The 11,532-nt window shown below is 73.6% G+C and carries 10 protein-coding genes; 9 read left to right on the top strand and 1 reads right to left on the bottom strand.

Annotated elements, in window-relative coordinates:
- Positions 1-2: 2 nt before the first annotated feature.
- The 8 genes from AB0J57_RS29540 (at position 3) to AB0J57_RS29505 (ending at position 9,994) form a co-directional block, all read left to right on the top strand.
- Positions 3-293, top strand: a complete 291-nt coding sequence (locus tag AB0J57_RS29540; RefSeq protein ID WP_366131391.1) for a phosphopantetheine-binding protein — start codon at positions 3-5, stop codon at positions 291-293.
- Positions 293-1,837 carry an amidohydrolase family protein gene (locus AB0J57_RS29535; protein ID WP_366131390.1) on the top strand — a complete coding sequence of 515 codons (1,545 nt, stop codon included), beginning with the start codon at positions 293-295 and terminating at the stop codon, positions 1,835-1,837. The genes AB0J57_RS29540 and AB0J57_RS29535 overlap by 1 nt, the downstream gene beginning before the upstream one ends.
- On the top strand, positions 1,834-2,604 hold the full coding sequence (locus AB0J57_RS29530; protein ID WP_366131389.1) for a 2,3-dihydro-2,3-dihydroxybenzoate dehydrogenase: 771 nt from the start codon (positions 1,834-1,836) through the stop codon (positions 2,602-2,604). The genes AB0J57_RS29535 and AB0J57_RS29530 overlap by 4 nt, the downstream gene beginning before the upstream one ends.
- Positions 2,605-2,641: 37 nt before the next feature.
- Complete coding sequence (locus AB0J57_RS29525; RefSeq protein ID WP_366131388.1) at positions 2,642-3,307, top strand: isochorismatase family protein; 666 nt, start codon at positions 2,642-2,644, stop codon at positions 3,305-3,307.
- Between the two features lie 8 nt (positions 3,308-3,315).
- The gene (locus AB0J57_RS29520; RefSeq protein WP_366131471.1) at positions 3,316-5,268 is read left to right on the top strand and encodes an anthranilate synthase family protein; all 1,953 of its coding nucleotides are present in this window, start codon (positions 3,316-3,318) and stop codon (positions 5,266-5,268) included.
- Positions 5,269-5,372: 104 nt separating this feature from the next.
- Positions 5,373-6,395, top strand: a complete 1,023-nt coding sequence (locus tag AB0J57_RS29515; RefSeq protein WP_366131387.1) for a ketoacyl-ACP synthase III family protein — start codon at positions 5,373-5,375, stop codon at positions 6,393-6,395.
- A 55-nt stretch (positions 6,396-6,450) separates the two neighbouring features.
- Positions 6,451-7,560 carry a 3-deoxy-7-phosphoheptulonate synthase gene (locus tag AB0J57_RS29510; RefSeq protein ID WP_366131386.1) on the top strand — a complete coding sequence of 370 codons (1,110 nt, stop codon included), beginning with the start codon at positions 6,451-6,453 and terminating at the stop codon, positions 7,558-7,560.
- Positions 7,561-7,636: 76 nt separating this feature from the next.
- Positions 7,637-9,994: a non-ribosomal peptide synthetase gene (locus tag AB0J57_RS29505; protein WP_366131385.1), complete on the top strand. Its 2,358-nt coding sequence runs from the start codon at positions 7,637-7,639 to the stop codon at positions 9,992-9,994.
- Between the two features lie 58 nt (positions 9,995-10,052).
- Here the strand turns inward: AB0J57_RS29505 and AB0J57_RS29500 are convergent, their stop codons facing one another.
- A complete protein-coding gene (locus AB0J57_RS29500; RefSeq protein WP_366131384.1) occupies positions 10,053-10,460 on the bottom strand; it encodes a VOC family protein in 408 nt (135 codons plus the stop codon).
- Positions 10,461-10,550: 90 nt separating this feature from the next.
- Here AB0J57_RS29500 and AB0J57_RS29495 point away from each other — a divergent pair, with 90 nt between their 5' ends.
- On the top strand, positions 10,551-11,513 hold the full coding sequence (locus AB0J57_RS29495; RefSeq protein WP_366131383.1) for a YafY family protein: 963 nt from the start codon (positions 10,551-10,553) through the stop codon (positions 11,511-11,513).
- The last annotated feature ends 19 nt before the right edge of the window (positions 11,514-11,532 follow it).

The raw sequence follows: 11,532 nt of genomic DNA, 5'->3' as shown, positions 1-11,532 counted from the left end.
CCATGGCCGGTATATCCGGTTCCCGTACCGCACCTCGTACGACGCCGCTGTCCGCCGAGGAACTCCGGCAGGAAGTGGCCACCGTGCTCGGCACACCGCCCGGCGCGATACCCGGTGACGCCCACCTCGTCCACCTCGGGCTCGGCTCACTGGAGATGATGCGCCTGGTGACCCGCTGGCGCAGGCAGGGCCTGCCCGCCGAGTTCGCCGAACTCGCCGCCGCGCCCACGCTCGACGACTGGCACCGCCACCTCACCGCCGCCTGGCACGCCCGGACCACGGAGGTGGCGTGATGAACGCCCTGCTGGTCAAGGGCGGCTGCCTCTACCCGGCGGACCACACCGACCGCGTCGTGCCCGACGGCGCCGTCCTCGCCGATGACGGCGTGGTGGTCGCCGTCGGCACGGTCGCGGAGGTGGAGGCCGCCATCCGGCCCGAACACCGCGCCGGGCTGCGGACGATCGACGCCCGGGGCCGGATGGTCCTGCCCGGCTTCGTCAACCCGCACTGGCACGAGATGTTCGCGATGCGCTTCCCCTTCAAGGGCGCGCTGCGCGACGCCTCCGACCGCGACGACAAGCCGGTGTTCATGGCGCTCGGCGGCGACGTCCCGCAGATCTCCGTCATCTTCGACTCCTTCCACGGCCAGGTCGACCGGCTCACCCCCGACGAGGCGCTCGCCATCGCCCGCTACTCGATGTGGACCCAGCTCCGCTCCGGCGTCACCGCCCTGGGCGACGTCGGCTCGCTCAACAAGCCGGAGGCGCTCGCCCGCGCCGCCCGCGACCTCGGGATGCGGATCACCGTGAGCACCTGGGCGTCCGACGCGGTGTGCGCCCCGGGGGACTCCCGGTTCCGCCGCACCCGCGACGCCGACGGCGAGCTCCAGCGCATCGAGAAGCTCCTGACCGACTGCGAGTCCGACCCCTCCGGGCTCGTCCGGGCCTGGCCGACCGCCGTCTACGGCACCAACATGACCGACGAACTGGGCGCGGGCTTCGCCGAGCTGGTCGCCCGCTTCGACGTGCCCTTCGCCGCTCACGTCGGGGCGCTGCGCAACGAGGCCGACGTGATGCTCGCCTACCACGGGTCCACCCCGGTGCGCCGGTTCGCCGACCTCGGGCTGCTGTCCGACCGGTTCATGGCGGTGCACTGCGCGTTCGCCGACGCGGGCGAGCGGGCGCTGCTGATCGGCGCGGGCGCCCACATCAGCCACTCGCCGGCCAAGTACGGCCAGGCCGGGGAGGCCTCGCTCACCGAGACCCGGGCGTTCCCGGAGTTCCGGCGGGCCGGGCTCGACGTCTCGCTGTCCACCGACGGCGCGGCCATGCCGCTGGGCGGGATGGCCGAGGCGATGCGGACGGCCTGGCAGATCTACAACGAGATGTACGCCGACCCCACCGAGGTGCTCCCCACCGACGCGCTCGCGATGGCGACCCGGCTGCCCGCCCGAGGGCTCCGCCAGGCCGACCGGATCGGCAGCCTCGAACCCGGCAAGCAGGCCGACCTGCTGCTGGTCAGCACCGACGACTGGCGCTACCTGCTCAACCCCCGCCCGCTGGAGGGCTTCCTGTCCCTGGGCGGCTCCATGGACGTGGACACCGTGGTCGTCGCGGGCCGCGTCCTGATCGAGGACGGCCGGTCCACCGGTCTCGACGAGGACGCCCTGGAGGCCGACTACCTGGAGGCGCTCAGCTCCTTCACGGTGCGCTGCCTCGGGGTGGACGCGGACGCGGTCGCCGCCCGGCTGCGGCAGCGCACCGAGACGCTCGCGGCCCGCCGGCTGGCCGGGGCGGGCCTGGCACCCCTCCCCACCGACCGGAAGGAACGGCGATGAACACCAAGACGGCCCTGGTCACCGGGGCTGCGGGCGGGATCGGCGCGGCGGTCGCCCGCGCCCTGGCCGCGGAGGGCGCCCGCGTGGCGCTGCTCGACGCCGACCCGGCCGCCCTGGAACCGCTGACGAAGGAGCTGCGGACGGAGGGCGCGGCCGTCCTGGCGCTGGACGTGGACGTGCGCTCCAGCGCCGAGGTGGACGCCGCCGTCGACCGCGCGGAGAGTGAACTGGGGCCCCTGGACCACCTGGTGAACGCCGCCGGTGTGCTGCGTACCGGCGAGGTCGCGGACTTCAGCGACGAGGACTGGGACACCACCTTCGCGGTCAACGCCACCGGTGTCTTCCACGTCAGCCGGGCGGTCGCCAACCGGATGGTGCCGCGCAGGTCCGGGGCGATCGTCACGGTCGCCTCGAACGCGGCCGGCATCCCGCGCTGGAACATGGCGGCCTACGCGGCCTCGAAGGCGGCGGCCACCAGCTTCACCAAGACCCTCGGGCTCGAACTCGCCCGGTACGGCATCCGCTGCAACGTGGTCGCCCCCGGCTCCACCGAGACGCCGATGCTCACCTCGATGTACGCGGACGGCGACGCCACCCGGCCCTCCGTCGAGGGCTCGCCCGCCACCTACCGCGTCGGGATTCCGCTCCGCCGCCTCGCCCAGCCCGAGGACATCGCGCACGCGGTGCTCTTCCTGCTCTCCGACCGGGCCGCGCACATCACCCTGCACGGCCTGACGGTCGACGGCGGCGCCGCGCTCGGCGTCTGAACCCCTTACTTCACGTTCTCATTTTCCTGGAGCCACCATGGCGATCCCGCTGATCGACTCGTATCCCATGCCGGCCGAGCACGAGCTGCCGCGCAACACCGCTCCCTGGGCGGTCGACCCCGACCGTGCCGTGCTGCTCGTGCACGACCTTCAGAAATACTTCCTGAGCCCCTTCGGGCACGGCGGCCCGGACGACGGCCGCCAGCCGCTGACCGACCTGCTGGACAACACCGAGGCGCTGCGCCGCGCCTTCGCCGCCGCCGGGGCGCCGGTCGTCTACACCGCCCAGCCCGGAGGCATGACGGACGAACAGCGCGGACTGCTCAAGGACTTCTGGGGCGCCGGGATGAGCGCCGACCCCGACCACCGCGCCATCCCGGAGCGCATCGCGCCGGCCCCCGGGGACCGGGTGTTCACCAAGTGGCGGCCCAGCGCCTTCTGCCGTACCGACCTGCTCGCCCTGCTGCGCCGCACCGGCCGCGACCAGCTCGTCATCTGCGGCGTTTACGCCCACGTCGGCATCCTGATGACCGCCCACGAGGGCTTCTCGCACGACATCCAGACCTTCGTGGTGGGCGACGCGGTCGCCGACTTCTCCGCCGACCGCCACCGGGAGACGCTGGAGTACGTCTCCTCCCGCTGCTCGGTCACCCTGTCCACCCGGGCGGTCCTCGCCGCGCTGGACGGAGGTGCGTCGCGATGAGCACCGCGATGAGCGTGCATCCGCTGCTGTACCGGGTGCTGGGCGCCGATCCGCCACCGTTCGCCCTGCTCCACCGGCCCGGGGCCACCGGCCCTGACCGGATCGACCTGATCACCGGCCGGACCACCGAGCGGGAGCTGATCGCCGACATCCCGCTGCCGCCCGCGCCGGAGCCGGCGGGCGGCGGCGCCCGGCACGAGGTCCTCGCCCTGCTGCCCTACCGGCAGATCCGCGAACGGGGCTTCGCCTGCCCCGACGACGGGGCGCCGCTGCTCACGATGGCGGTCGAGGACCAGGCGGTGCTGGAGCTCGACGAGGTGCTGGCCGCGCTGCCCGACGTACCGATCGGCATGGAGGAGGGCCGCTTCGACGCCGACGACGCCGAGTACGCGGCCCGGGTGCGCCGGGTGCTCACCGAGGAGATCGGCCGGGGCGCCGGGGCCAACTTCGTCATCAAGCGCTCCTTCACCGCGCGCATCGACGACTGGTCGGCCCGCACCGCGCTGTCGTTCTTCCGCCGCCTGGCGGGCCGCGACCCCGGCGGCTACTGGACGTTCGTCATCCACACCGGGGACCGCACCTTCGTCGGGGCGTCCCCGGAGCGCCACATCAGCCTGGACGCCGGACAGGTGGTGATGAATCCGATCAGCGGCACCTACCGCTACCCGGCGGACGGCCCCGAGCTGGCGGGCGTGCTCGACTTCCTCGCCGACCCCAAGGAGGCCAACGAGCTGTACATGGTGCTCGACGAGGAACTCAAGATGATGGGCCGCGTCTGTGACCTGGGCGGCCGGGTCACCGGGCCCGCCCTCAAGCAGATGGCCCGGCTCGCCCACACCGAGTACCTCATCGAGGGCCACAGCTCCCTGGACGTACGCGACATCCTCCGGGAGACCCTGTTCGCCCCTACCGTCACCGGCGGGCCGCTGGAGAGCGCCTGCGAGGTGATCAGCCGTCATGAGCCCGAGGGCCGTGGCTACTACGCCGGAGTGGCGGCGCTGATCGGCCGGGACGAGGACGGGGCCCGCAGCATGGACTCGGCGATCCTCATCCGTACGGCGGAGATCGACGCGGCGGGTCAGCTCCGCATCCCGGTGGGCGCGACCCTGGTGCGCGACTCCGACCCGGCCGGCGAGGCGGCGGAGACCCGGGCCAAGGCCGCCGGGCTCATCGAGGCGCTGCGTTCCCCCGTGGGCGCCACGGCGGGGCCGGCGCCGGCGGCCGCGCTCGCGACGCACCCGGAGGTGCTGCGGACGCTGGCCGCGCGCAACCGGCCGCTGGCCGGCTTCTGGTTCCGGCCGCCCGGGGACCGGGCCCGTCCGGTGCCCGCGCTGGCCGGCCGGCGGGTGCTGGTGATCGACGCGGAGGACACCTTCACCGCGATGGCCCGCCACCTGCTGGAGGCGCAGGGGCTGCGGGTCGTGGTGCGGCGTTTCGACGAGGACGTCCAACCGGCCGCGCACGACCTGGTCATCGTCGGCCCCGGGCCCGGGGACCCGAGGGACGTGGCCGACCCCAAGATCGCCAGGCTTCGGCGGCTGACCGGGGAACTCCTCGACCGGGGCGTGCCGTTCCTCTCCGTCTGCCTGGGCCACCAGGTGCTGAGCACCCTGCTGGGGCTCCCGCTCGTGCGGCATCCGATGCCCACCCAGGGTCTCCAGCGCCACATCGACTGCTTCGGCCGGAGGGAACCGGTCGGCTTCTACAACACCTTCGCCGCGCACGCCCCGAGCGATCTGATCGACTGCCCGGCCCGCCCGGGCCAGGTGCGGGTCTTCCGCGAGGAGAGCGGAGAGGTGCACGCCCTGCGGGGGCCGGGGTTCGCCTCGGTGCAGTTCCACCCCGCCTCGGTGCTCACCCGACGTGGCGGGGAGCTGCTCGCGGACCTCATCGGCGAGCTGCTCGGAGAGGTAAGGGGGCCTTATGGGCAGGCCGTTGTCCCCATGGTGATACCTGCATAACGTCATTACCGGTAACGGGAGTTCGGGTCCGAACCACCCCCGCCCCGGGGTCCGTACCATCCCCGCCCCTCCCAACGCCCCCTCCCCACGAAAGGACATGTCCGATGCGCTTCGACAACATCTGGATCGCCGGCACCGGAGGTGTCCTCGGCGAAACCGTGCCGGTGACCGAGGCGGTGGCCGACGGCTCGTACTCGGCCGAGGCCGCCGCGAGCACCGGGATGATCAGTTACTCCCGCTCGGCCGAGGCGCCTCCGGAGATGGCGGTCACCGCGGGCCGGCAGGCCGTGAAGGAGGCCGGCGACAAGGGCGCGCGGGTCGACCCCGACTCCCTGGTCCTGCACAGTCACGGCCACTTCCAGGGCATCGACATGTGGCCCGCCGCCTGCTGGATCGCCCGCGAACTGCTCGGCCCCCGCCTCAACAGCATGCCGATGACCGTCGCCGCCTGGTCCAACGGCTCCCTCGCCTCGCTCGACGTCGCCGCCTCCACCCTGATCGCCCGCCCCGACGTGCCCTCCGCGCTGATCACCCTCGCCGACCGCTTCGCGCCGCCCAGCGACCGCTGGTACACCTCGCCCGGCATGGTCTTCGGGGACGGCGCCGCGGCCGCCGTGGTCACCCGTGACACGGGGCGGCTCCGGCTCCGCTCGCTGGTCAGCGAGACCGACACGGTCCTGGAGGGCCTGTCCCGGGGCGCCGAGCCCTTCCGTACCGCGCCCGGGGAGCAGCCGGACATGCGGCGCCGGACCCGCGAGTTCCTCGCCACCGGCGAGGTGTCGCTGCGGGACGTGCAGACCAGGTCGGTCGAGCGCACCCGCAGCGTCGTCGGCCGCGCCCTGGCCGAGGCGGACGTGGCCCCGGACGGCATCGACTGGTTCGTGACCCCCTTCGTCGGCCGGACCCTGCACCGCGAGAGCTTCGTACGCCACCTGGACATCGCCCCGCGCCACTCCCTGCACGAGCTGGGGCTGACCATCGGTCACCTCGGCCCCTGCGACCAGCTCTACGGCCTGGACCACCTGCTTCGCAATGACCTGCTGAGCCCCGGGGACCGCGTCCTCGTGCTCGGCACCGGCATGGGCTTCACCTTCTCCGCCGCCGTCCTCACCGCCGACGGCATCTGATCTCCCAGGCCCCACCCCTCCTGCCCGCATCCGCCCCGGAAAGGGACGTACTCACATGAGCCTCTTCCACACCCCGGCCGCCCTCACCGCCACCACGTTCCCCGGCGCCCCGGCCGCCACCCGGCTGCCCGCCCCCGCCGAGCTGCGCGAGGAGATCCCGCTACCGCCACTCGCCCGCAAGACCACCCAGAGAGCCCGGCGGGAGATCGCCCGCGTGCTCGCCGGCCAGGACGACCGCCTGGTCGTCATCGCGGGCCCCTGCTCCGTCCACGACCCGGACGCCGCACTCACCTACGCCGAGCGGCTCTCCGCGCTCGCCGCCGAGTTCGAGGACCGCCTGCTGGTGGTCATGCGGGTGTACGTCGAGAAGCCCCGTACCCGGGTCGGCTGGAAGGGTCTGCTCAGCGACCCCCGGCTGGACGGCTCCCAGGACCTGCCCAGCGGGCTGCGGCTCGCCCGGGGGCTGATGGCCCAGATCGCGGGCGGCGGGCTGCCGGTCGCCTGCGAGTTCCTCGACCCGCTGGTCCCGCACTACCTCGCCGACGCGGTCTCCTGGGGCTGCATCGGCGCCCGTACCGTACAGAGCCAGGTGCACCGCCAGTTCACCAGCGGGCTCGCCATGCCGATCGGCTTCAAGAACGCCACCGGCGGCAGCGTCGAGGACGCGCTGGACGCCATCGTCGCCGCCTCGCACCCCCACGTATACCCCGGCATCGGCGACGACGGCAGGGCGGCCGTGGTCAGCACCGAGGGCAACCCCGACGGCCACGTGGTGCTGCGCGGCGGCAGCACGGGCCCCAACTACGGTGCCGAGCCGGTCGCCGAGGTCCTGGCGCAGCTCGCCGCCGCGGGGCTGCCGCAGCGCCTGATCGTCGACGCCAGCCACGGCAACAGCAACAAGGACCACGAGCGGCAGCCCCTGGTGATCGGCGACATCGCGCGGCGGATCGCCACCGGGGAGCAGGGGGTCGCCGGCGTCATGATCGAGAGCTTCCTGTCCCCGGGCCGCCAGGACCTCCAGATCGGCCGCACCGACCGGCTCACCTACGGGCAGAGCGTCACCGACGCGTGCGTCGGCTGGCCGGAGACGGCCCGGATGGTCGAGGAACTCGCCTCCGCCGTCGCCGCCCGCCGTACGGCCGCCCGTCCGGCGCCCCGGATCTGACCCGCGGCCCCCGCGCCGCCCCGGCCCCCGCGCCGTCCTGACGACTTCGTGAACGACCCGAAAGGAAAACAAGACCGTGGCAGTCAACACGAGTTCGACCCTGCCCCTGGCCCGCGTCCTCGACGGTGCGCGGACCGCCGCACCGCACCGGCACGCCCTCGCTGTCCCCGCGCCCGCCGCCGCCCGCCCCGAGGAGTACGCGACGGCCGCGCTGGCCGCGCTCGTGCACCGCTACACGGGCGAGACGGAACTGCTCATCGCGCGGCAAGGACGCCCTGGCTCCTTCGAGTCCGCCGCGATACGCGTGGCCGGCGACACCACCGCCGCGCAGCTCCTCGACGCCGCCGCGCGGGCCGGGGCCACCGGCACCGGGGCGCCCGCCGGGCGTCCTGCGCACGCGGCGGTGACCACCACCGGCCGGCCCGCCGGCGAGGCGCCCGCCGCCCTCACCCTGGCCGTCTCCGTGCCCGAGGGGGCGATGGAACTCACCCTGGACAGCGCCGAGTTCGACGAGCACGCCGCCCAGCAGTACGCCCGCCACCTGGAGCGGGTGCTCGACGCGCTGGCCGCCGCGCCCGAGGGCACCGTGCGCGAGATCGCGCTCCTCACCGAGGAGGAGACCCACCGCATCCTGGTCGAGTGGAACGACACCGCCGGACCGGTCCCCGAGCCGTTCTTCCACGAGCGGGTCGCGGAGCACGCCCGGCGCACCCCCGACGCGCTGGCCGTGATCCTGCCCGGCGCCCGGCTGACGTACCGCGAGCTGGACCAGGCGGCCAACCAGCTCGCCCACCGGCTGACCGCCCGCGGCGTGCGGCCCGGCGACCGGGTCGGCGTCTGCTTCCCGCGCGGTGCGGAGAGCCTGATCGCCCAGCTCGCCTGCTTCAAGCTGGCCTGTGCCGCGATCCTGCTGGACAGCGACTTCCCGGCGGACCGCATCCGCTTCATGATCGAGGACGCCTCGGCCGCCGCCGTACTGACCCTGGCCGCCCACGAGTCGAAGGTGGCCGGTTCCGCTCAGGTCATCGCCCTCGATACCGAGGACTGGCGCTCCGAGCCGGTCACCGAGGTCAGCGAGCCCGTCGGCGCGGACGACACCATCCACATCTGCTACACGTCCGGCTCCACCGGCGCCCCCAAGGCCGTCATGGTCCGCTTCGGGGCCGCCCGCAACCTGATCCACAGCATGAGCGAGCTGTGCGGCATGACCAGCGCCTCCCAGGGCACCTGGCTGGCGGCCCCCGGCTACGGGATGATCGAGGTCGAGTGCTTCCCGGTGCTCGCCGTCGGCGGCACCGTGCACATCCCGGACGTGTCCGTGGTCGCCTCCGAGTACCGCCTCCAGGAGTGGTTCCTGCGCGAGGGCATCACCACCACCCTGCTGATGAAGCCGATGGCCGAGCGGCTGTGGCGCCTGGAGTGGCCCGAGGACACCCCGCTGGAGAACATCCGGGTCTGCGGCGAGCGCATCCAGTCCTGGCCGCCGGCCGGGCTGCCGTTCAAGCTGATCAACCTGTACGGCTCCGCCGAGGCGACCGTCGTCGCCGCCTGCGACATCACCGAACTGGGGGCGGAACTCGGCGAGGAGGGGCGGGCCCGCAGGCTGCCGCCGATCGGCCGGCCCACCACCAACGTCACCAGCTACGTCCTGGACGAGGACCTCCGCCCGCTGCCGCCGGGGCTGGTCGGCGAGCTGTGCATCGCCGGAGTCAGCCTGTCGGCCGGTTACCTGGGCCGCCCGGAGGCCACCGCCGAGAAGTGGATCACCAACCCGATCGACCCGGCCCGGCACCCCGTCATGTACCGCACCGGCGACCTCGCCCGGTACTGGCCGGACGGCAGCATCGAGATCGTCGGCCGCACCGACAACCAGGTCAAGGTGCGCGGCAACCGCGTCCACCTCGGCGAGATCGAGGTCGTCCTGACCACGCTGCCCGGCGTCCGGCAGGCCGCCGTGCTCGCCCGGCAGGACGGGCAGGGCGACGTACAGCTCACCGCCTACATCGAGCCGGGCGCCGGGGCGGCGCCCTCGGTGCGGGACATCCGGCGCGGCCTCGCCCAGCGGCTGCCGTCCTTCATGGTGCCCGCGGCCTATGTCGTCGGCGGGCTGCCCACCAGCACCAACGGCAAGATCGACCGGGCCGCGCTGCCCGAGCCGCCGCGCTCCCGCCCGGAGGTCGACACCCCCTACCAGGCTCCGTCCGGGGCCCTGGAGGAGTCGCTGCACGGGCTGTGGACCAAGGTCCTGGAACTGGACGGGGTCGGGGTGCTCGACAACTTCTTCGACCTGGGCGGCGACTCGCTGCGGGCGGCCCGGCTGACGGAACTGGTCCGCGAACTGCACGGGGTGGACCTGGAGCTGGTCGACCTCTTCGACGAGCCGACGGTGGTGAAGATGGCCGAACTGGTCGCCCGTACCACCGCCGCTGCCTGACCACCACCTGGACCGCCGCGGCCCCCGCGCCCACCGCGCGGGGGCCGCGGCTCGTGGGTCAGCCGCCGAGCATCTCCAGGTAGTGCTCGTTGTACATGACGCCCAGGACGTTGCCGAAGGGGTCGGTCACGGACGCGGTGACGAACCCGGGACCGTACTCGGTCAGCGGCGTGTACGGCGTGGCCCCCATGGCGAGCAGCCGGTCGAGGGCGGCCCGCACGTCGTCGACGTGCCAGTGGCCGATCGCGCCCCCGGGGGCACCGGGCAGGCCCGGCGGGGCGAAACGCCGGTCGATGATGCCCAGTTCGGTCTGGTAGTCACCGATCCTGAACTCGTAGTAGGCGGCCGGCTGGCCGTCACCCGGGCTCTCGAAGTACGGCTCGACGCCCAGCAGTTCGGCATACCACTTCTTGGCTGCTTCCACATCGTCGGCGAAGAAGTTGACGGTGGCGAGTCCTCGCAGCATGGGTGGTTCCTTCCTTCGTTCCGTGACCGTAACCATCCTCTGACCCAAAGTGCTCACCAACTGAGCACTTTTCGAGAGAAAGTGGGGGGCATGCGCGCTGACCGTCTGGTGGCGGCCCTCCTGCTCATGCAGGCCCGTGGCCGGGTGACCGCCGCCGAGCTGGCCGGAGAGCTGGAGGTGTCCGTCGCCACCGCCCGTCGCGACCTGGAGGCGATGTCCGCCGCGGGCATCCCGGTGTACCCGCAGCCCGGCCGGGGCGGTGGCTGGTCGCTCGTCGGCGGCGCCCGCACCGACCTCAGCGGCCTGTCGGCCACCGAGGCACAGGCGCTCTTCCTGCTGGTCGGCCCGGCCGCGGCCGTTTCGGGCGACGTCAAGGCGGCGCTGCGCAAACTGATCCGGGCGCTGCCGCAGACCTTCCGGGCCGACGCGGTGGCCGCCGCCGACTCCACCATGGTCGACCCCACCCCGTGGGGCGAGCGGGACCGCCCGAGGCCCGCGATGGTCGAGCTGCTCCAGGGCGCCGTGATCCGCCGGCGCAAGGTCCGGCTGGTGTACACCGACAGCGCCCGGGAGCGGACCGAACGGGTCGTCGACCCCTGGGGCCTGGTCGACAAGGACGACACCTGGTACCTGATCGCCGGCACCGCACGCGGGCGGCGCACCTTCCGGGTGGACCGGATCGGCGCGGCCGACGAGACCGGTGAACCGGCCGAGCGCCCGGACGACTTCACGCTCGCCACGGCGTGGCAGGAGGTCGTCGGCGACGTGGAGCAGCGGCGGTCGCGGACCTGGGCGACCGTGCTCATCGAGGCGCGGTTCGTGCCGGTCCTGCGCGACCGGTTCGGACGGCACTGCCACTCCGACGGCGAGGCCGCCGACGGGCGGGCCCGGGTCCGCCTCGCCGCACCGACGCCGCTGGACCTCGCCCGGAATCTGGCCGGCTGGGGCGCGCTGGTGGAGGTGGTGGAACCGGACACCGTTCGGGCCGAGCTGGGCCGGATCGGCGCCGAGCTCGCCGACCGCTACCGGGGCCGGTGCGGTGGCGGGACGTGACGCGCACGGCCGCCGCCCC

This window comes from Streptomyces sp. NPDC049837 (genome assembly GCF_040674455.1).
Taxonomy (GTDB): Bacteria; Actinomycetota; Actinomycetes; order Streptomycetales; family Streptomycetaceae; genus Streptomyces.
Note: the sequence above shows the minus strand (reverse complement) of the source record. Positions and strands in the feature narration are given on the sequence as shown.

Excerpts from the sequence above, each read along its gene's own strand:
- AB0J57_RS29540 (WP_366131391.1), top strand. The coding sequence starts at position 3 with ATGGCCGGTATATCCGGTTCCCGTACCGCACCTCGTACGACGCCGCTG.
- AB0J57_RS29515 (WP_366131387.1), top strand. The coding sequence starts at position 5,373 with ATGCGCTTCGACAACATCTGGATCGCCGGCACCGGAGGTGTCCTCGGC.
- AB0J57_RS29530 (WP_366131389.1), top strand. The coding sequence starts at position 1,834 with ATGAACACCAAGACGGCCCTGGTCACCGGGGCTGCGGGCGGGATCGGC.
- AB0J57_RS29510 (WP_366131386.1), top strand. The coding sequence starts at position 6,451 with ATGAGCCTCTTCCACACCCCGGCCGCCCTCACCGCCACCACGTTCCCC.
- AB0J57_RS29520 (WP_366131471.1), top strand. The coding sequence starts at position 3,316 with ATGAGCGTGCATCCGCTGCTGTACCGGGTGCTGGGCGCCGATCCGCCA.
- AB0J57_RS29535 (WP_366131390.1), top strand. The coding sequence starts at position 293 with ATGAACGCCCTGCTGGTCAAGGGCGGCTGCCTCTACCCGGCGGACCAC.
- AB0J57_RS29525 (WP_366131388.1), top strand. The coding sequence starts at position 2,642 with ATGGCGATCCCGCTGATCGACTCGTATCCCATGCCGGCCGAGCACGAG.
- AB0J57_RS29495 (WP_366131383.1), top strand. The coding sequence starts at position 10,551 with ATGCGCGCTGACCGTCTGGTGGCGGCCCTCCTGCTCATGCAGGCCCGT.
- AB0J57_RS29500 (WP_366131384.1), bottom strand. The coding sequence starts at position 10,460 with ATGCTGCGAGGACTCGCCACCGTCAACTTCTTCGCCGACGATGTGGAA.